Annotated in this window: 17 protein-coding genes and 1 tRNA gene; 7 read left to right on the top strand and 11 right to left on the bottom strand. The window is 43.0% G+C overall.

From position 1 onward, the window contains the following. The first annotated feature begins 291 nt into the window (after positions 1-291). The 3 genes from GXP67_RS22120 to GXP67_RS22110 all read left to right on the top strand — a co-directional run bounded on the left by GXP67_RS22120 (position 292) and on the right by GXP67_RS22110 (position 7,104). The gene (locus GXP67_RS22120) at positions 292-2,040 is read left to right on the top strand and encodes a hypothetical protein (protein ID WP_162445132.1); all 1,749 of its coding nucleotides are present in this window, start codon (positions 292-294) and stop codon (positions 2,038-2,040) included. Between the two features lie 305 nt (positions 2,041-2,345). Next, a complete protein-coding gene (locus GXP67_RS22115) occupies positions 2,346-3,617 on the top strand; it encodes a Gfo/Idh/MocA family oxidoreductase (RefSeq protein ID WP_162445131.1) in 1,272 nt (423 codons plus the stop codon). Positions 3,618-3,666: 49 nt separating this feature from the next. Beyond that, positions 3,667-7,104: a DUF1080 domain-containing protein gene (locus tag GXP67_RS22110; RefSeq protein ID WP_197901550.1), complete on the top strand. Its 3,438-nt coding sequence runs from the start codon at positions 3,667-3,669 to the stop codon at positions 7,102-7,104. 124 nt (positions 7,105-7,228) lie between these two features. Here the strand turns inward: GXP67_RS22110 and GXP67_RS22105 are convergent. From GXP67_RS22105 to GXP67_RS22080, 6 genes are all read right to left on the bottom strand, one after another. After that, positions 7,229-7,301 (bottom strand) — tRNA-Pro (locus GXP67_RS22105). 84 nt (positions 7,302-7,385) lie between these two features. Beyond that, positions 7,386-9,701 carry a M1 family metallopeptidase gene (locus GXP67_RS22100; RefSeq protein WP_162445130.1) on the bottom strand — a complete coding sequence of 772 codons (2,316 nt, stop codon included), beginning with the start codon at positions 9,699-9,701 and terminating at the stop codon, positions 7,386-7,388. Positions 9,702-10,051: 350 nt separating this feature from the next. Further along, entirely contained in the window at positions 10,052-11,572 is a 1,521-nt protein-coding gene (locus tag GXP67_RS22095; RefSeq protein WP_162445129.1) for an FAD-dependent oxidoreductase, read from the bottom strand. Positions 11,573-11,728: 156 nt separating this feature from the next. Then, positions 11,729-12,643 carry a DUF72 domain-containing protein gene (locus tag GXP67_RS22090; protein WP_162445128.1) on the bottom strand — a complete coding sequence of 305 codons (915 nt, stop codon included), beginning with the start codon at positions 12,641-12,643 and terminating at the stop codon, positions 11,729-11,731. A gap of 126 nt (positions 12,644-12,769) precedes the next feature. Continuing rightward, positions 12,770-13,000, bottom strand: coding sequence for a hypothetical protein (locus GXP67_RS22085; protein WP_162445127.1), 231 nt, complete (start codon positions 12,998-13,000; stop codon positions 12,770-12,772). A gap of 93 nt (positions 13,001-13,093) precedes the next feature. After that, positions 13,094-14,074, bottom strand: coding sequence for an LEA/WHy family protein (locus GXP67_RS22080; protein WP_162445126.1), 981 nt, complete (start codon positions 14,072-14,074; stop codon positions 13,094-13,096). Positions 14,075-14,261: 187 nt separating this feature from the next. Here GXP67_RS22080 and GXP67_RS22075 point away from each other — a divergent pair, with 187 nt between their 5' ends. The 4 genes from GXP67_RS22075 to GXP67_RS22060 all read left to right on the top strand — a co-directional run bounded on the left by GXP67_RS22075 (position 14,262) and on the right by GXP67_RS22060 (position 16,114). After that, complete coding sequence (locus GXP67_RS22075) at positions 14,262-14,891, top strand: flavin reductase family protein (RefSeq protein ID WP_162445125.1); 630 nt, start codon at positions 14,262-14,264, stop codon at positions 14,889-14,891. A gap of 115 nt (positions 14,892-15,006) precedes the next feature. Beyond that, complete coding sequence (locus GXP67_RS22070) at positions 15,007-15,492, top strand: ankyrin repeat domain-containing protein (protein ID WP_197901549.1); 486 nt, start codon at positions 15,007-15,009, stop codon at positions 15,490-15,492. A 17-nt stretch (positions 15,493-15,509) separates the two neighbouring features. Continuing rightward, entirely contained in the window at positions 15,510-15,704 is a 195-nt protein-coding gene (locus GXP67_RS22065; RefSeq protein WP_162445124.1) for a hypothetical protein, read from the top strand. A 77-nt stretch (positions 15,705-15,781) separates the two neighbouring features. Then, positions 15,782-16,114, top strand: a complete 333-nt coding sequence (locus tag GXP67_RS22060) for a DUF4844 domain-containing protein (RefSeq protein WP_162445123.1) — start codon at positions 15,782-15,784, stop codon at positions 16,112-16,114. Between the two features lie 172 nt (positions 16,115-16,286). On the opposite strand, the gene GXP67_RS22055 is transcribed toward GXP67_RS22060, so the two are convergent. From GXP67_RS22055 to GXP67_RS22035, 5 genes are all read right to left on the bottom strand, one after another. Continuing rightward, entirely contained in the window at positions 16,287-17,459 is a 1,173-nt protein-coding gene (locus tag GXP67_RS22055) for an ATP-binding protein (RefSeq protein ID WP_162445122.1), read from the bottom strand. Positions 17,460-17,467: 8 nt separating this feature from the next. Beyond that, positions 17,468-17,914, bottom strand: coding sequence for a response regulator (locus tag GXP67_RS22050; RefSeq protein ID WP_232064535.1), 447 nt, complete (start codon positions 17,912-17,914; stop codon positions 17,468-17,470). A 4-nt stretch (positions 17,915-17,918) separates the two neighbouring features. Then, positions 17,919-20,198: an ATP-binding protein gene (locus GXP67_RS22045; RefSeq protein ID WP_162445121.1), complete on the bottom strand. Its 2,280-nt coding sequence runs from the start codon at positions 20,196-20,198 to the stop codon at positions 17,919-17,921. Positions 20,199-20,416: 218 nt separating this feature from the next. After that, the gene (locus GXP67_RS22040) at positions 20,417-21,019 is read right to left on the bottom strand and encodes a chemotaxis protein CheB (RefSeq protein ID WP_162445120.1); all 603 of its coding nucleotides are present in this window, start codon (positions 21,017-21,019) and stop codon (positions 20,417-20,419) included. Between the two features lie 197 nt (positions 21,020-21,216). After that, positions 21,217-21,639 (bottom strand): response regulator, encoded by a 423-nt coding sequence (locus tag GXP67_RS22035; protein ID WP_162445119.1) that lies wholly within the window; start codon positions 21,637-21,639, stop codon positions 21,217-21,219. Positions 21,640-21,674: the final 35 nt, after the last annotated feature.

Raw genomic sequence — 21,674 nt, 5'->3', positions numbered from 1 at the left:
GACAAAGCAAAAGTGCGGTGGGTGGTGCAGCAACAGTGTGGCCGGTTTTAGCCTTGTGCGAAGGCCGGAGAATTGTGCGATGATTTTATCTGGCGTAAAACAGGCTTTGTTGGTGATGCCACAACTACATTGGTTCTCTTCGCATTCGCATGCTTGAGAATCTTTTGTTACTTTTCTTTTGGGCATGCAAAAGAAAAGTAAGACGGCGCAGGAACTCAACTTTATAACAGCTAACCATACATATATAGTAATTTACTTATCTCTGAACGCATCCTAAAACTGAACCTCATTATGCCAGATAATAGCGCCTTACTCATATGGGAAAAATTACGGCCGATACCAAGCAGTAATGACATTGCCGAAGCTTTACGCTGTGAAATTCATGATCCATTGTGGCTGTTAGCCCGCCAGTGGCAACTCGGTGAATTTAAGGCAGAAGATGCTGGTATGGCCGCCTTTACGCATGTAGTTACCACCAGTACTCCCCTGCAACGCTTCATGGGATCTGGCCAGAATGCGGCTTCTACCTACAAAGCAGAGGAAAAACCCATCAATGCACAAACAGAACAACTTGCTCCCTCTTTTGACCTCTCCCTTCGCCTGGAAGCCGGACGTATGTGGCAAAAAATGCTGATAAACGCCAATAAAGGTCAGGCATGGGAAGTATTCCGGCAAAATCCCCTTTTGCAATTTAAAGCACCCTCCCTAACTTATGAATCTGGCAGCTCTGAGCTCTCCGCTTATAGTTATGAACCGTACAGTCAGATAGTAGTTGCGTTGAGCAATGGCCGGATGGTAGACGGAGCCTTGCTCTATAAAGAATTACAAACCCGTAAAGCTTCTGATTTCCTTCCACAGGCAGATTCTGTGGTGAATGAGACAGGCAGTAAATGGGTACAATGGGTAAACAATCGTATAGGTATTGCCGGTCCGCAAACTAACACCTGCTGGGATGCTGGTAGGCTGGAATACAGGGCAACAATTTCAGCCATTTTACCAGACAATACTGCCGCTACGCTTCACATGCCGGAGTACAATGGCCAGAATATGGATAGTTTTTCGTGGGAACAAGCTATTGCACAACAAACACTTTCTGACGGCCTGGATGCAAGCCAGATTACCATACACCGTAATACATTTATTCCCACACCTGTCTCATTTCCTTCCATGCCACGGGCCAGGTGGTGGGAATTTGAAGATAGTACCCTTGACCTCAGCAATCTGCAAGCCCGTAAAACAGACCTTGGCCTACTATTATTGTCAGAATTTAGCCTTTTGTATAGTAATGACTGGCTGCTTACTCCCCTAACTTTGCCAGTAGGACATCTAGCACAGGTAAGAAGTATGCGGGTAACAGATGTGTTTGGTGTACAATCGTATATCAATCCGGTTCCTCAAAATGAAAACTGGGAACTGTTTCAAATTACTTCACCAGCCGTGCCTACGCCTAAAGGGTGGTTGTATCTACCTCCGGTAACTAATCATTTTCTACAAAGCGATACACTGGAAGAAATTCACTTTATAAGGGATGAAATGGCCAATTTAGTGTGGGGCGTAGAAATGGTGGTTCCGAATGGACTAGGCGAAGGAATGGATGGCCAGAGTGCTGCTTTACGCCTGGAAAGCTGGTTAGAGAAATTAGCCGGAAACACTACTAGTACTCCTATGCCAGATATAAGTGCCCCATTCACTTACCAGATTGGAAGTACGGTGCCTCCACACTGGATACCTTTTATTCCCATACGGCCTAATGCCGCTAATGAGCAGATTGTGTTCCGCCGAGCGAATATGCCCCGTTTTGTCGGAGATTTTGCGCCAACCCGTATCCGTCCCAGGACTGATATTTTGCGGAGTGTAACCGATGAGAAACGCCATTATGACATCCAGGAAGAAGAAATTCCAACTACTGGTATCACTGTAAAACAAGCCTGGCGCAGAGCCCGTTGGTTTGATGGCCGTACTATCACCTGGCTGTCCAGAGAGAAAAGTATTGGCCGCCATCTCCAAAGCAGCGGTTTACAATTTGATCAGGCTGAGTAATTTGTGGGAGTGTAGCTAAAATACTATTGTCAAAAGTTAAGAAAAACCGCTTGATTTTAGAAATTAAGCGGTTTTTTATTTTCTATAATTCTATTTGCTATCCAGAGTAAAGTGTGATATATGAAAAGAGAAAGGCAGTTATTTTATTCAAAAAACACAAAAGGCTGATTCACTTCCCAGCCGCCTATTTCTATTTTTGTGAGTAATTATACTTTTTGAACCACTATTCCTGTCTTAATAAATAATTTAGTTTAACTTAAACCCTTTATTCAAAGCAAACTTTACATTCATATACCTAATCCTTCATGAAGTCAGATAACAGTAATTCAAGAAGACAGTTTTTAAAGAAATCTGCGGCAGCACTTACAGCCTTTACCATTGTTCCGCGCTTTGTGTTGGGCGGCAAAGGATACCTGGCTCCCAGCGACCAGCTGACCAAAGCCATTATTGGCGTAGGTTCTATGGGCAAGGGGCATATTCCCTATGCAGGCACCAGAGTAGTAGCTGTGTGTGATGTAGACCAGAATCATCTGAAAAAAGCGGCAGAAATGGTGGGCAAAGGGGTGAAAACCTTTACTGATTACCGCGAACTCATCCAGCTGTCGGAAGTAGATATTGTACACATCGCTACCCCACCCCACTGGCATGGCATTATGGCGGCAGATGCAGCCAGAGCCGGAAAAGATATATGGTGTGAAAAACCCATGACCCGCACCATTGGAGAAGGCAAACGGGTAGTAGAAGCCGTACAGCAACACGGACGAATTTTCCGCTTAAATACCTGGTTTCGTTTTGAAGATATTTTTTATGGCATGCGTACGCCGGTAAAACCCATTAAAAAACTGGTAGAAAGCGGACTGTTAGGCTGGCCTCTGAAAGTGACGGTAAGTAAACATACCGGCTTCGACTGGAAATTTTACTGGGTAGGAAAAACCAATTTAGAACCGATGCCCGTTCCGCCAGAACTCGATTATAACAGGTGGCTAGGTCCTGCCCCCTATAAGCCCTATAATGCGCACCGGGTTCATGGTACCTTCCGTGGCTATTGGGATTACGATGGAGGCGGTTTGGGTGATATGGGCCAGCATTACCTCGACCCTATTCAGTATTTCCTGGGAAAAGATGAAACAAGCCCGGTTTCCGTAGAAATTGACGCCCCTCAACAACATACCGATGCGGTAGGTACCTGGCGCAGAATTGAATATACCTACGAGGATGGCTGTAAAATAGTGCTGGATGGAGAAGCCAAGGATGAAAACGTAGCGTATATCGAAGGCCCCAAAGGAAAACTCTATGCAGATTTCCGTTCCGATATACCTGATCTTGAAAAAAAGCTGGCTGCCTTTCCTGATCCCGAACCACAACAAACAGATTTTGTAGAAGCAGTTAAAAAACGCAGGAAATTTGCCCTAAATGAAGCAAATGGTTATCGTTCCTGTACGCTGGTGAATATGGGACTAGCTGCCTTACGTGTAGGCCGTTCCCTAAAATTTGATCCGGTAAAACAAGTATTTATTGATGATGAAGGCGCCAACCGCTTAATCGATCAACCCATGCGTGCCGACTGGACCATCTAATTAATTGCATATTCACCCAATTTTAAACTTCCTTAACTCATAATAAACCGTGATATCTAAAGTATATAGAATAATACCTGTGCTTTTAGTCGCCATTGTACTAAATGGTGGGGTAATGGCGCAGCAGCAAGCCCAGCAAAGAAATGATCAAAATACTCTACCTGCTAAAGTTTCCTCTTTGCTTTCACAAATGCCGGCAAAGGATGCCAAAGAATTATCTGCCAGTATGAATGAAATGGCCGGAATGGGTGAGGCTGGTTTGGTAGAAATAGCTACTAAACTTTCTCCGGTAGGCAAAGGCGATAATACCGCGCTAGAGTACGCCCTTGGCAGCTTTTCTTATTATGTGATGCAATCTGGTAAAGAAGATGTAAGGCAAATGAGTGCCCGTGCCTATTGTCAGGCATTGGAGAAATTGACAGACAAGGAAAATAAAGAATTTATCATCCGCCAGTTACAACGTATTGGCAAAGACGAAGCCATTCCTTGTCTGCAAGCCTATTTACAGGACGAGCGTTTGTGTGATCCTGCAGCCAGGGCATTGATCAAAGTAAATTCTGCGGCTGCCAATAAAGTATTGCTAAACGCCTTACAAAATGCACAAGGTTCCTGCCGCTTATCCTTAGTAGAAGCTTTGGGCGACAGCAGGTATAAGGAAGCCGTAGGTGTTATTACGCCTTTAGTCAGCAATGAAGATCCAAAGCTGAAGAAGCTTGCCCTGTATGCCCTGGCGAATATAGCCGATCCATCTTCTGAAGCCATTCTGACAAAAGCTGCCCAGGAAAGCAAGTTTGTGTACGACAACACCAATACCATGGCGGCTTATGTACGGTATATTCAGCGACTGACAGAAACAGGAAATCAAGCACAAGCCGAAAAAATGGCTCAAACACTGTTGAATACAGCCAAAGAAGAAAACCAGATTCATACCAGAACGGCTGCACTCAAATTACTTACAACCATCAAGGCCGAGAAGAGCATGCCTTGGTTACTGGAAGCTTCTGCAGATAAAAATCTGGAATACAGAGCTGCCGCCTTACAATTTGCCGCATCTTATATCACACCAGCCACTACCAATATGTGGGTAGCATCATTAAAAAAAGCCCAGCCAGACGTACAGGCAGAAGTTATAACCATGCTGGGTAAAAATGGTGCAGAAGCCGCCTTGCCTGCGGTGTTAAAGGCAATGAAAAGTAAAAACAGCCAGGTAAAAATAGCTGCGATCGGAGCCGCCGGAAGATTAGGACAAGAAAAAGTATTAGCCGACTTATTAGGAACGATGAAGAAAGGCAATGCAGAAGAAATAGCTGCTGTAAAAGAGGCATTGCTGATTATGAAAGGGAATGGTATTATCTCGAGTGTAGCGGCTGCATTACCTAATATGCCGACAACAGCACAGGCAGCTCTACTGCAGGTTCTGGGTGCGCGTGCTGCCCATGAAAAAGTGAATGAGGTATTTACTTATGTAAAAAATACTAATACCAACGTCCGGATGGCCGCTTTACAGGCACTAGCCACAATGGTAGCAAAAGAGAACTTACCTCAATTATTTGCTTTACTCAATGAAACTTCACATCCCGAAGAAGTACAAGCCGTTCAGAAAGCCATTATCGAAGCCACCCGTACTACAGGCGACCAGTCACAACAGGCTAGTTTGATATTACAGCAAATGGAGAAGGTGTCTGCAGATAAAAAGCCTCTCTATTTTACTGTACTGGCAAGCATTGGCGGAAAAAGTGCATTAAGTGCTGTGGCTAATGCATTTGCTAGTGGAGATGCTGCTACCAAAACAGCTGCCGTAGACGCTTTATCTCAATGGTCAGATGTAACGGCTGCTCCAGCCTTATATAAGATCATTCAACAACCTGCCGAGAGTGCTTACCTGGACCAGGCATTGAAAGGATATATCAACGCTGTAAAGTTAGCCAGCTATGCACCTGACCAGAAATTACTCATGTTGCGCAATGCCATGCAAGCCGCCAAAACTGCGGAGCAGAAAAAATTAATACTCAGAGAAATAGAAAATAATAAGACCTTTCCTGCCCTGATATTTGCCGGAAAATATCTCGATGATGCGGAGGTACAGCAGGAAGCCGCCAATGCCGTAATGAATATCGCCTTGTCTGATAAAGCTTATTATGGAACCATCGTACGTGACCTGCTCAACAAAACCATTGAGGTATTAAAAGGTCAGGACAGTGAATATCAGAAAGAATCCATGCGCAAATTCCTGGCTGAAATGCCACAGGGAGAAGGATTTGTACCTTTGTTCAATGGCAAAGACTTAACCGGCTGGAAAGGCCTGGTGGCTGATCCAATCAAACGGAGTAAGATGGATGCAAAAACTCTGGCTCAGGAGCAAGCGAAAGCAGATGAAGAAATGCGCAGCGGCTGGAAAGTAGAAAACGGCGAACTCTTATTTACTGGTCATGGAAATAACCTGGCTACCGTAAAAAAATACGGCGATTTCGAAATGTTCGTGGACTGGAAAATCTTTGATGATGGGAATAAAGATGGAGATGCAGGTATTTATTTACGGGGTACCCCACAAGTGCAGATATGGGATACTTCCCGTGTGAAGGATAGTGCACAGGTAGGTTCAGGCGGTTTATATAATAACCAGAAGCATATGAGCAAACCTCTGAAAGTCGCCGATAATCCCCTGGATGAATGGAATACGTTCCGCATTTTGATGAAAGGCGACCGGGTAACTGTGTATTTGAATGGCGAACTGGTAACGGATAATGTTACGCTGGAAAACTATTGGGACCGGAATTCACCTATTTTCCCAGAGGAGCAGATCGAATTGCAGGCACATGGTTCAAGGGTAGCTTACCGGGATATTTATGTCCGGGAGATCACTCGTCCGGCACCTTTTCAATTAAGTGCAGCGGAAAAGAAAGAGGGCTTTAAAATCCTTTTCGATGGTACCAATATGCACAGCTGGATGGGCAATTTAACCGATTATGTAGTAGAAGAAGGCACCATAGCTGTGTATCCGGACAGAGGCGGCAAAGGGAATTTATATACCAAGGATGAATACAGCGATTTTGTGTTCCGCTTTGAATTTAAACTTACCCCTGATGCCAATAATGGCTTAGGTATCCGTGCGCCCTTAGATTGCGATGCTGCCTATTGTGGCATGGAATTACAGATTCTGGATAATGAAGCGGATATGTATAAGAAGCTGGAACCCTATCAATATCATGGTTCAGTGTATGGAGTACTACCGGCTAAACGTGGATTTTTAAAACCTGTAGGAGAATGGAATGTGCAAGAAGTGACTGTGAAAGGCTCTAAAATAAAAGTGGTACTAAACGGAACTACCATTCTGGATGGAGACCTTACCGAAGCCCGTAAAAAAGGACCCATGGATAAAAAAGAACATCCCGGCATTATGCGTGACAAAGGCTATATTGGTTTCCTGGGCCATGGCTCTGCCTTGTGGTTCAGAAATATCCGGATAAAAGATTTGAGTAAGAAGTAATTACTAATACAGTTATTCAAATATGGCTCAAACTCGTGCGTATCGAAGAGATCATATTTTAATTTTAGAGAATACTGTATAAATACAAAACGGCTTACTTATAAAAAGTAAGCCGTTTTGTATGTCGGGGTGGCGGGATTTGAACCCACGACCCTTGCACCCCATGCAAGTACGCTACCAGGCTGCGCTACACCCCGAGCTAATTTTGAGTTGCAATATTACTAAAAATTTATTTCATCCGACACCAGAAAACACATTTGTTTCTCAAAAGATAGCAACTCCTATTTACGGTTCATCTGACCTGCAGCTTCTTTTTGTTGCATAGGATTTTTAGGTGCTACTTGCTGTTGCTTGAACAACTGGAATCTGGAAGGCGAAGGTTTTCTGGGAAATGAATTATTTTCTGTATCAATATCAGCTGTTTCCAGATAGGGATCTAAAGTAAATTGTATTACTGGTTTTTCCGTGAATATAACTTTATTTACCTGTGTATTATTCAAGCGCCATACTTCTGCCGGAATCCGTACAACTTGATCCGTACCATCAGCAAAATCCATTTTAATAATTAACGGCATTATTAGTCCACCGTTATTTTTAAAATTCAGAACATAGAAATTTAAGCCTGAATCAACCAATGCCTTCTCTTCGGCAGTGAGTGAATTGTAATACTTCTCATATCTGGCTTTGTCTTCGGCGGTAACCTGATTGGGATCGTAGGAATTATAAAAATCTGCAATAGACGGATTTTTTTCCAGCAAGGTACTATCTAACATTTTTTCATTCTGCATCTGGCTGTATGTTTTCGGATTGGCACTGGCTTTAGCGAGCGGCTTTTCTACCTCCGGATTTCTGGTATTGATTGTATAAGATTGTACATCCTCCAGAGAAATTTCCACCGGATTGGTGCTGTAAAACCATCCTCTCCAGAACCAGTCCAGGTCTACGCTGGAGGCATCTTCCATGGTACGGAAAAAGTCGGCCGGATGCGGATGTTTGAATGCCCACCTACGGGCATATTCTTTAAAGGCATAATCGAATAACTCCCGGCCCATAATGGTTTCCCGCAAAATATTCAGGCCAGTGGCTGGCTTTCCATAAGCATTGGCACCAAATTGCATAATTTGCTCGGAATTAGTCATAATCGGCACAAGCGCAGAAGGAGCACTTTTCATGTAAGGCACAATTTTGTAAGGTTCACCCCGGCGGGAAGGATAATTGCGCTGCCATTCCTGTTCAGCCAGGAACTGGCAAAAGCTATTCAAGCCCTCATCCATCCAGCTCCATTGACGCTCATCTGAGTTTACAATCATGGGGAAGAAATTATGGCCTACTTCATGGATAATCACAGAAATCATGGCGTATTTAGTTTGTTCAGAATAGGTTCCATCTGATTCCGGACGGCCGCCATTAAAACAAATCATAGGATATTCCATGCCAAATACCGGCCCATGTACGGAGATCGCAACCGGATAAGGATAATCGATCGTATGTTCGGAGTAGACACGCAGGGTATGTTCTACCACTCTGGTAGAATATTGTCCCCATAACGGATTGCCTTCTTTAGGATAATAGGACATCGCCCATACTTTTTTTCCGGCAATGTTTACCTGTTTGGCATCCCAGATGAACTTGCGTGAACTGGCCCAGGCAAAATCACGCACGTTTTTAGCGGCATATATCCAGGTTTTTTTGCCCGTAGGTTTGCCTTTTTCTGCCTGTTCCGCTTCTGCCTGTGTCACAATTACTACCGGATCTTTTGAATTCTTTGCTTTTTCTATGCGGCTCAGTTGTGCTTTAGATAATACCTGTGCTGAATTCTGCAATTCGCCAGTAGCCGCTACGATATGATCGGAAGGTACGGTAATGGCTACCTTATAATCGCCAAATGGCAAGGCAAACTCTCCCTGCCCCAGAAATTGCTTGTGCTGCCAGCCATACACATCGTCATATACAGCCATTCTGGGAAACCACTGGGCAATTTCATATAAGTAATTTTTATCTTTTGGAAAGTATTCAAAGCCAGTGCGGCCACCTAATTTTTTCTGGTCGTTGATATTATAGTTCCAGTCGATGGCAAAGGAAAAAGTACTGTTTGGTTTTAAGGGCTTAGGCAGATCAACCCGCATCATGGTTTTATTAATGGTATATTTAAGTTTACCGCCAGATTTTTCCCGTACCGAAGTGATCTTATAGCCTCCGTCAAAAGCTTCCCGGGTTACAAAATTAAGTTTGTCAAACGACATGCTTTCGCTGAGAGTACCGGTTTCTGTTTTGTAGGTATCAGAATCTTTTGAAAACAGGTTCTGGTCTAATTGTACCCATAGGTAAGTTAGTTCATCCGGGGAAAAATTAGTATAAGTGATTACTTCCGAACCAGTGATATGCTGTTTTTCGTCATTTAGTTCTACCTTGATATCATAATCGGCTTTTTGCTGCCAGTAATCAGGACCAGGCACACCGGAAGCGCTACGGTAAGAATTGGGGGTAGGCAGCATGGTACCTAATTGTTCAAACTTGGAATTAGCTGGCTGGTACTCTTGTTGTGCTACTGCTTTAAAAACAACCAGAGCAAATATCCATATAAATATTCTCTTCATTTATTAATAGTTTTTTGGGAATAACTCAAAATAGTCCAAATCAAAGTTAATTATAATCACGAACGTTCCCATCTTTTCACACCCTTCTTTCGAAAAAACATACATAAAATTTGCAAAGCACCTAGCCTATCACCCTATTTTCTCGCAACTGCCATATAAACTTTGTTATTATGGTTTATTAGTGTACTTGCTCAATATAAATTAGATTAAATCTATCCTAATTATTTTATCTTATTTATAACCGCTTGCTTTAGAAAGGCTATAAACTGAAAGGCACAAAGAAAACTTTGTGCCTACTTATAAATTACTATCCGTTAACTTAATTCCTCTCAAATAACTAATAAGTATCTTTATTTAGCCTGCATTTCTATCGTAAATGGCGTTAACGCTTTTACAGCCGGACCAGTAATAACCTGTCCCTGGGCATCGAACCTGGCTCCGTGACAAGGGCAATCCCAGCTTTTTTCAGAATCGTTCCACTGAACAATACAGCCCATATGAGTACAAACCGCTGAATGGGCATGTACCTGATCCTGTTCATCGCGGTAAACGGCTACCTGCTGCCCTTTCATACGGATAATCCGGCCTTCTCCCCTGGGTACTTCTACTACATCGCCGGCATCGGTAGTGAGCCTGTCTTTGACATAGCGGTACATCGTAGTGAGATTTTCTTCAGCCCAGTCTCTGGCAGAAGCAATAATATTAGCTCTGGAAGGTGAATACAAATCTGCCCAGGGATGTGTTTTGCCGGTAAGCAAATCAGTAAGCAGCACGGCAGACACTACGCCAAACGTAAGTCCGTCTCCTGCAAAGCCTGTGGCAATAAATTTATTCTTTCCAAACGGGCTTTTTCCGATATATGGCAATCCATCAGCTGACATAAAATGCTGTGCCGACCACCGGTGCGAAATAGCTAAATTGCCAAATTTCGGCCTTGCATAATTTTCAAGTCTGTCAAAGGCTTCATTCTCATCAAACTTGTCTTTGCCTACTTTGTGATCTTCGCCGCCTACGATCAGGTAGTTTTCTCCATTATATTCATAGGTGCGGATGTAATGATAATGTTCCAGCATATCCCAGTACAAACCTTTAGGAATTTGCTTTCCATTCAGTTTCAAAGCAAGCACATACGAGCGGTAAGGAAGCATTTCTGCCTGGGTAATATTAAACTGAATGGGTGTATGGGTAGCCAGCACCACCTGACGGGCACGTAGTTGAAAGCCAGTATCAGTTGTTACCACACAAGGTTCGCTATCATCTACATCAGTTACATGGGCATTTTCAAAGATCTGTCCACCATCCCTGACTATACAATTAGCCAGACCATGAATGAACTGCAGGGCATTAAATTCGGCCTGATTTTTAATTTCAAACATTTTTTTCACCGGAAAATCCAGGGGAATCTGGTCGCCCAGCCGTACCTCTAGTCCTGCTTCTTCACTGGCCTGCGCTTCGTCTGCCAGTTCTTTCACCTGTTTATTGTCTTCGGTATACTGGTAAGCGGATAAGCGCACAAAACCACAATCAATATTCTCCTCCCGGCAAATTTCTTCTATTTTAGAAATAGCTTCCTGCATAGAAGTTGCTACCTGTTTTGCTGTGTCTTTACCGATTCTGGAGGAAATGAATGAATAATCTGCGTCTATGGAAGCGGTTAGGTGTCCGGTGCTGAAAGCAGTTACCCCGGAACCAATCCTATCGGATTCGAGTACAATTACTTTTTTGCCCTGTTTGGTAAGCAAATATGCAGTAGTCAGGCCGGTAATACCTGCGCCGATCACAATGATATCAGCTTCCAGATCGGAAATAAGGAGATGCGCAGAAGGAGCCTGTGAGGTTTGCAACCAGACAGATTTTAAGTGTTGCTGCATAGTGGTTCGGATTTAATATAGTTTTAAAAGTTGCCAGTAAGCAACCTGGTTATGTATTTACAGTACGGACTTTTCAGGAGAGAGTTGTTCCAGGAATGGAAAATTGAAAGATTAGAAACTCGGAAGATTATTTTTGTGGAGAGGAATGGCTAACACTTAAAACAAACTGCCCTGTACCGCTTTTGGAAATATTCTGGGAGGAGCAATCTGGAAATCGCCTTGTTGATTTAACTGCTTAATCAGGTACAACACCAACTCTGGAGAAGTAATATTATCGGGTTCATGCACAAAAAAATACACGGTTTGTAAGCCCTGCTTTATCCAGGAAAGAATCCGCTCGATCCAGGCATCGATCCGGGTATAATCTGTTGGATGCAGGTTATGGCCCACAAACCGGATCATGGCTACTGGTGTGGTTAATCTCTGGTGTAATACATCCCTCCTGCCGGCAACATCAGTAAGTACAGCAGTTACACCTTGTTTTTCGAGTAAAGCAAAGGCAGCCGATGATTCGGGAGTATTTGCAAACCAGTCGGGATGGCGGAATTCTATGGCTAGAGGAATATGTTTAGGAAAATTATCCAGATACGCTTTCAGCACTGGCAATTGCCTGGGCATAAAATAAGGCGGTAGTTGCAAAAATGGAATACCTAAGGCATCGCCTAATCCCTGAATAGAATTACAAAATTCCATGGTGAGATTTTCTGCATCTTCCAGCTGCCGTTCATGGCTAATCACTTGTGGAAATTTAGGGCAATAGGTAAATCCTTTGGATGCAGTTTGTTTCCAGCGTTCGATGGTTTCAGCATCCGGAATCCGGTAATGGGTAGTATTGAGTTCTATGGTATTAAACTGGCGGGAATAATGATACAGATAATCTTTCTCTTTGGCGCTTGCCGGATAAATTTTTCCTGCCCATTCTTTACTCGCCCAGATCGGACACCCAATGTATATGGCAGGTTTTCCCGGATTTTGTAAAACGTGTTTTGATAGTACCCGGCTGGTGGCAACCGCATCTGGCGGAAGGGTAAAATCTACAGCTTCAATGCTGGAAAGCTTGCCGAAATCCATACGTATACAAGTATTAAATAGTGAGTATTAGGTAGTAAGAGTATAAAACGAGTGGTGATATAAAAGCAAAACTAAAAGGCTTTGCGGGTTAAGCAAAGCCTTTATTCGGTTATGAATAATTCTGATCTATTCCTGTACGCCGTAAGGGCCTTGTTCTCTGGCTACATCTTCAGATGAATTACCAGGATCGGTATCGTTCTGGATATCTGTTATCGTTTTGAAACTATCTTTCGCAGGCTTTGACTCTTCCGTATCTTCTTTGTCCTGCTCTTCTGCTTTTTTAATCGACTGATAGCTCCCTTCTGTAAACTGGTCTTCGTTTTCACCAAGCGGTGTATTTTCGTTGTCTGGGTTCATGATTTTTCGGGTTGGTTAACTCTGAATTATACGCAAGTAGTAGCAGTAAGTTTATTTTAAAGAGTATGTTGATAACCTGTCAATGGCGGCAACTTACTTTTTGCCCTTTAGTTCTTTCACATCTTTGGAGATGTCTTTAGCCGTTTCTTTCAATTCTTTCAAGGTGCCGGAAGTCTGAAAACCATAATCAAATTTACCTAAGGCAGATTCCGTCTGGATATGAAGGTTACCACTCATGGTATAGGGGGTATCATCGCTTTTGAATATCATTTCCCAAACGGCCTCTCCCAGCTGGTCCATTTTCAAATCAACGGGAACAGTAATGCTTTCTTCACCTTTTTTCTTCAGATTCAGTTTCTGGTTACTAGTGCCTTTCAGATTAATATTATCACTCATCTGGAAACGGTATTCAAATCCATTTACAGTAAAAGCCATCTCACTGTAATTGGTCACTTTTAACTTCACCATGAGTGTACCGCCTTTAAAAGTAAGTTTGGATATGTCTACCTCTTCTACCTCGATTTTGGGAAGCCTGGGAATATATACCTTACGGGTAAAACTAAGCGGAATGTCTTTGGTACCAACAACAGGAAAATGGTTAAATAATACGGCATGAACAGCTACTTCGGCACTGTCTCCCTGAAGCGAAAATACTTTTTGCCGGAACAATTTGATATTCGTACGAATAGGTACGGTAATTTCGTCGTTGGCATTTGCGTTAATGCGTATACCTTCGCGGCTATACCCTTTGGTAACCGTATCGCCTTCCATCGCTATCTTATACTGTAGGCTGTCTATATCAATGGTCATCGGCAGCGAGTTATTGATGCGCAGGGTTACTTTGCCTTTCAGGGAATCGGCTGTGATTTCGTCTACCGCAAACTTAATGCTTTTCAGATCGGGCATGACCATGGTTTTGCCTTTGGCTACCAGTTCTTCCTTAGAGGTAGTCTGAAAGAAAACAAATACGCCGATTCCGCTCACCAGTAGTAAGACTAATAATATACTGATAATGGGATGACGGCGAAAAAAAGACCTGGAAGCCATAATTGAAAGTTTATCACTGCTACGCAAGCAATTTGATTTGGTTGTGACTGTAAAAAAGGAAACAGCTGACTACCAGCTATAACAAATGGCACCAATAGTTGTTTATCTCACAGCAACAGGATTTGTCTGATTATTCAGTGAGTTATGAACCTGTAATAAGCGGCTGAAGATTGGCTGTTACTTTGATTACCCATTATATCCTATTTTATCACCCATGATCTTTACACAGGACGACATTAAAAGTCTGGAGCAACGTTACCGGGCTACCTTTATCAACTCTTTAGCCGGATTTAAGCAAGCCGTGTTAGTAGGCACCATCTCCACCAATGGCCATTCTAATCTGGCCATTTTTAATTCCATTTTACATATTGGGGCAAATCCGGCCATGTATGGATTACTCTTCCGGCCAGATACCGTAAAAAGAGATACCTTAACAAATATACTGGATTCGAAAGTATACACCCTCAACTATGTACCTACCTCTGACTATGAAAAGGCTCACCAGACCTCAGCCAAATATGAAACTACTATCTCTGAATTTACGGCTGTGGGTTTTACAGAACAGTTTACACAAAATTGTAAAGCGCCCTTTGTGCAGGAAGCCGTTGTAAAAATAGGTATGCAGCTGGAAGAAAGGATTGATATCAAAATTAACGGCACTATTCTTCTTATTGGCAGCCTACAGTACATTGAGATGGCTGATAATCTGGTGCATAGGGATGGATTTGTAGCCCTGGAAAAGGCCGGCGTGCTGGCTTGTACCGGACTGGATGCCTATTATAGTACCCAGCTTCTTGGACGCTTATCGTATGCCAGACCTGACAAATGGCCAGGCATTATTTAAGCTATTATTAGCCATGGGTTTTATAAACGAAGTACATTCAGGTATATAATACTCCGGAATTTCAGCCAAAAATAGTACCTTACGCAGGTTAAGCTCACCATAACACCTTACAGCTATGTACGAAATGAACAGCCTGCCAGAAGCACTTCTCCATGCGGCCCGAATTGGAGATATCACACTCCTGGAAACAGTGCTTGCCCAGAAGCCAGATATAAACACCCAGGATAGCCGTGGCTTTACACCCCTGGTTCTGGCCTGTTATAACGGAAACCTGGAATCCGTCCAGCTATTACTTAAAGCAGGTGCCGATGTAAACATACCTGATTTTAGTGGGAATACGGCCTTAATGGGCGTTTGCTTCAAAGGATATGCCCCTATTGCCGGACTGCTGATCACCCATGGTGCCGATCTGAATCTGCAACATAGCAATGGAGGTACTGCCCTGATGTTTGCTACTTTATTTGGCCGCAATGACCTCGTAAAACTCATGCTCGACCATGGCGCTGACACATCCATCCGGGAAAGCCGGGGACTTACTGCTCTCGATTTAGCTTACCAGCAAGGCAACGAACAAGCTATTGAACTCTTGCAGCGGGTGTGAGTGTATGTTATGTGATATTGAATAAATCAAAGTACAAAGCAATTGAGCATCAGGAGCAGAAAACAAAGATGAGTTTCTTAAAACATGAAATATGGCAAGATGAAGAAGGCAAAACGATGTTGTGTTTAGCCATGTCAATTTATTATCAATTCATGCATTGGGGAGAATATATTACTGAATTTGAAGGGGATAAGCAGCCATATAAAAAATAACAACACTATAAATACATACTTCTCTCTATCAACGGTCTGATATGTCAAACCCTTAAAAGGAATGTAATAGGAAAGATATGGGGCATTATCACATCAGAAAAAACATAGCTGAACAACTTTATTTATTCAAAACCAAAGATAAGTTTCCAATAGAAGATTGGAACAAGAGGGGACTGATTCCTTCCTCCGATGATGTACGCCACAAGATGAATCAGGAAGTAAATAGGTTTATTGATTTTGTTGTCAGTAAGTTGAATGAACCTGCAAAATCTATGACAGATGAAATCCAGACATACCTGGATGAGTGGGATAAGGTTGAGTTTGACACGGAGGAAACATATTATATAACCGATATTCTCTGCGAAGTAATGGCAATAGCAAATGTTAAAGTGGACGATATAGAAATTTAACGGGATAAAACAGGCGTATAGATAAGGTTAGTAACGGACTCACAAACAGGCAAAAGCACAATTTTGCTCCTCTGGCAAAATCCATGAGAAATTGCTGGCATTGCTACCCATGCATACAAAATATCTCCAAATACAGCTGCCTCTCCTCATCTGCCTTTGCATTAGATAATACTTATTGAGGTAGGGTGAAATAAAAAGTAGACCCCTGGCCCAGTGTTGATTCAATCCAGATTCTCCCCCCATGATTTTCGACAATTTTCTGGCAAGTAGCCAGGCCGATACCACTTCCTTCAAACTGGTCCCGGCTATGCAGCTTTTTAAATGGCTCAAAAATCATCCGGGCATGCTTCATATCCATACCAATCCCTGTATCCCCAACGGAAATAACCCATTGACCAGGTTTTGGCTGGGCAGCAATGGTAATAATTAAGGGCTGTTCACTTCTAAATTTTATGGCATTCCCGATTAAGTTCTGGAAAAGTTGCAGCATTTGCCACCGATTGGCTTTTACTGTGGGTAAATTACCTACGATGAGTTGCGCAGAAGCATTTTCGATACTTACCAGTAAGTTTTCTTTCACCTGAAGGATGATCTGCTTCAAATTTACTTCTTCCTGTTTATCATCCTGCCCGCTCACTTTGGAGTAATCTAATAATCCTTCGATCAACGCCTTCATCCGGGTGGTCGCGCCAGACATGAATTCCATATACTCTTCAGCTTCGGGAGTCAGTTTTTGTTTGAACTTATTGCGCAATAATTTGATAAATCCTTCTACAGTCCGCAAAGGTTCTTGCAGATCGTGGGAGGCGGCATAGGCAAAACGTTCCAAATCAGCATTAGAAATTTCCAGTTGCCTGGTTTTTTGCTCCAGTTCCTGCTTTGCCTGCTCTAATTGTGCATTCTGCGTATATAACAATTCACGCTGCCTGGCTAATTCCTGGCGGATGGCTGTTTTTTCCAGGGCGCCTTCTAAGGCATGACAAAAACGTTCGACTGTAAATTTTCCCTTGGTCAGGTAATCAGCAGCGCCATTTTTTAAAGCTTCTACCGCAATGGTTTCATTGCCGGTGCCTGTAAGCAAAATTACACACAATTGATCTGGCTGGCTGTTATTGCGCAGATTTTCTAATACTTCCAGGCCATCCATATCTGGCAGGGAAAAATCCAGTAATACGCAATCAGGCTGTTCGTTTTTATAAAGCGTGATCCCGGCATTTCCATATGAAGTCTCAATCACCTGGAAAGAACCGATCTGGGCACAATTAGGGGTAGATAAATATCTCTTAAAGGTATACCGGTCTTCTTCGTTATCCTCGATAATGAGTATTTTTTTTGTTTCCTGCATATTGGTGTTTACGCTCCGGGCAATAATGCCGTCTTGAGCCAGAATTGTTTGAAAGCCTGAATGGTTTGGGTAAAGTGGTCAAAATCAGCTTCCTTCACAATGTAGCTGCTGGCACCCAGCAGGTAGCAATCATTCACATCTGTCTGGTTACGGGAAGTACTTAATATGACGACAGGAATTTTCTTAAGCAGTTCATCCTGTTTGATCTGCGAAAGCACGGTTTTACCATCGGTAGCCGGCAGATTTAAATCCAGCAGGATCAATACCGGATAAGGTGAACCTACCAGATCTTTAAACTGATTCTGGCGGTACAGGTAATCCAGTACTTCGTCGCCATCTGAACAGCGAAAAACCGGATTTTCGATGGAAGATTTGGCAAAGGCCCGTAAAGTAGCGGTATAATCTTCTTCACTATCCTCTACCAGGAGTATTTTATTGATATGTGTTTTTTCCAAAGTTTTATGTGGAAGTAAGCGTGAAATAAAAAGTAGTGCCTTCTCCGGGAGCGGATTCCAGCCATATTTTGCCGCTGTGGCGTTCAATAATTTTCCGGACAATGGTTAAGCCGGCACCAGTACCCCCGCCAAATTTATCCTGGGTATGCAGGCGTTTAAAAATTTTAAATACATTTTCAAAATGTTTCGCCGCAATACCAATCCCATTATCCCGGACGAAGAATGTATACGGAGCATGTGTTGCCGGAGATACATGCATATTTTCTGTTTTTATCCATCCTATCTCAATCCACTTGTTAGGCTTATCATTGTATTTAAGGGCATTGGTCAATAAGTTAACAAACACTTCTTTCACCCGTATGGGATCGCAGTCTACTACCGGAAAGTGAGGCTGTATACTTATTTTTGCACCGGTTTGCACCATACGCAAATGGAGTTCTTCCAGTACTTCCTCCAGAAGCAGATTGAGATTGGTTGGTTTTAAGTTGAGGTCTAACCGGCCTACTCTGGAAAAATGCAGCAGGGAATCCAGTAATTCGTCCATGCGGGTACTCAACCGGACCAGGGTTTGAAGTTTACTTTTGCCATTTTCATCCAGCTTATCGGCGTAGTCTTCCAGTAAAAACCGGGAGTAATTGTGTATACCCCGCAAGGGCTCTTTTAAATCATGGGAGGCGATATAGGCAAAAGAATCCAGTTCGTTATTACTCTGTTCCAGTTCGATATTCAGGCGCATTAACAGGTCGGCTCTTAATTTTAGCTCGCCTGCAATTTTGAGAATCATATCAATAATGGTATTGCGCAATTCGGTTACCACCCTGATTTCTACCGGATGCCAGGGCAAAGCCGTTCCTTTTACCTGCTGCACCCATGACTGAAAAGACTTTCGTGGAGATAACCGCAAGCCATCCTCGCTGATTTCTGCTACTTTAGCAGGATTGCCTGCCCAGGTTACGGTTTGCACTACTTCCGGGCGGAACCACAATAAATATTCCTGCTGAACTTTAGAAAGGGTGATGGCCAGTAATCCACTTGCTCTATCCTGGTAGGCATGCGCTGCCGGATTAATTGTGGACAGCGCATCTGTATAAAATACATCCTGGTAAGCATGGGCAGACAACCATGAAGTTAATGTTAAGACATCTTCTCTATCTGGAGTATCGCCCAGCAAATAACATTCTCCATCCACACATAAAGCTGCTCCGCCCACTTCAAATAAATCCATTACTGATGTTTCTCCGGCTATTAATCCCTGCAAAGAATTTTCCATATGTGACATTTGTTCCAGCAGTTTGGTTTGCACAGAACGGATGCGGAGGTGATAGGCTGCTTCTTCCCGTTTTTCTTTTTCCAGCAACATCATCGAAAAAGTTCGCCCTAAAAACTCACAGGTATTCCGCAACAGGTAACTTACGGCATGCGGCCCATAATGATGACAGGCAAATAAGCCCCAGAGTTTGCCCTCTTTCAATATAGAAATAGACATAGAAGCACCTACACCCATATTTTTCAGGTATTCTATATGAATCGGCGAAACGCTGCGCAATACGGCAAAACTCATATCCAGCGGCTGTTTTGTGAGTGGATTTTCTACCGGAACTAGGGGAACAGATGTGTACTGTACATCCCGTATATAGCGAATCCAGTTTTTCTCATACAACTCACGTGCTTGTTTGGGAATATCAGTGGCTGGATAATGCAAACCTAAAAAAGGCTCTAAATCCTCCCGCCTGGCTTCTGCAATTACTTCCCCATTGTAGGCTTCATCGAAGCGGTATACCATTACACGGTCAAAGCCGGTAAGCAAACGGATCTGGGAGGCAGCCGTATGGCAAAACTCAATAAGCGTTCCTGCCTGTTGTAGATGGCTTAACATCCCATTCAGGTAGGAGAAATCAATCTCTGCTTCGTCTGCCAGCGCTTCAAACTCCAGTATCCAAAAATGTGGATGGGGATGAATAATTGCATGATACTTTCCTAATGCCAAATCTACCTGCTTAATTTCCCGGCGGACAGAAAACCCGGACCTTTCTGATGCCAGAAAGGTAGTAAGTGTGTGGGCAAAAGCCTCTCCCAATATACCAGTTATTGATTTTCCAGGTAATTGCTCAGGAGTTATTGACAGGTGTTCACTCGTATTGGCGCTTACCTGCACAATTTTCCAGTCAGGTACACTTACGACCAGTAAGAAACCGTGTGGTTGAATAAGGCCCGGAATATGGATGGGTTCCCGGTCGCAGTTATCAAGGGTAAGAGGCTGCTGAAAAGAAAGATTAGTATTCATACTTAAAGAAATAATATTGAACGAGACCGTTTACCACTAAGCATAGATTCTATTCAACCAAACAAAGATTAGAAAGTGCCGGACAAGTATTCCGGAACAAAGTAGTTATTTTTACGGCCTTTCAAAAAGATTGAGATGCCCTTTAGTCCGATTGCTTTATCCTGCTAATAAAAGCAGAAGAGTACATTTGCATAGATTTACTAAGCTGCAAACATCTATTAATTCTCGCTGGCGGATTGAAAAGGAGGTATTTGCAAATGGCACCTGAGTGCATGGGCAATGCCTTCAGGAGATGTAATAAAATCAGGATGATCGTTATTTACTACATTGGCAGGCATGCTTTCAAACTGAGCCGTAGCCGGATGTTGTACCAACACAAGACCACCGTTGGCTTCGATTGCTTGTACGCCCTCCAGGCCATCAGACCCGCTTCCTGATAAAATAATGCCGATCGCCCGTTGTTTGACTTCTTTTGCCAATGAAGTGAAAAATATATCAACAGCCCGGTTAATGTTCTGGTCAGCAGCTCTGGGTTGCAGATGGAAGTTGCCTTCTTGCATGGTCAGCAGATACCCGGGCGGCAATACATATATATGGCTAGTTTCAGGTTTTTCGGCCTGTTTAGCCCAGCTTACTGGGAGATAGGTGATGGTAGAAAGCAGCGAAGCCATACGGCTTTTGCTATCTTTGGGTAAGTGTACTATGATTACGAAACAGGCATGAACCGGATCAGGCAGCGAAGCAATCAATTTTTCGAGGGCTGGAAAACCTCCGGCTGACATGCCTATGGCTACCATATAAAATGAATTATCTTGGGACATGAAAATAATACTAAAGCGTTGCTTATTGTTCGTTATTTATTATTAACATAGGTGTTAGTCAGCATTTTGCATAATTGATGAATACGCATTATCCATTTTAACTGAAAATACATTTTTCACAGGTATACTTTTATTACGCTGTCCTGGTTGGTATAACGCTTGATATGGTACTGGCTGAAATCAAGCATTTGCTACATTTAAAGATTGCTTCGGCTGCTTTTTCGTTGCCAGTAGGTTTCGACCAGCGTTTGTAAATGCTCCTCTTGCAAAGGTTTGGGCAACAGCGGCGCTATTTCAAGTTGCGCTACCTTTTCAATGTCTCTGGGATTAGTAGAAGTGGTTAATACAGCGACAACCGAGGAGGAAGGATACTGCTCAATCCACTGTTTGTAGCGCTTCAAAAAGCCTATTCCATCCATTACCGGCATATTCAGATCCACCAGGATAAGCGCCGGTGCTTCTCCGTCTGAACAGCCTTTATCTACTAATTTGAGTCCTTCTTCGCCGTTTCTGGCAATTAGAATCTGTGCGGTTTCCAACACAGAATGTATTAAACTTTCATGCAAATAATTAGTAACCGGATCATCATCAATTAACAGAATACAGTTGATTTTTTCCATAAGGGTAACAATAAATATATAAATAAAACGGTGGT

It is taken from the genome of Rhodocytophaga rosea (assembly GCF_010119975.1).
Lineage (GTDB): Bacteria > Bacteroidota > Bacteroidia > Cytophagales > 172606-1 > Rhodocytophaga > Rhodocytophaga rosea.
This window is presented reverse-complemented; position numbering and strand designations above follow the sequence as displayed.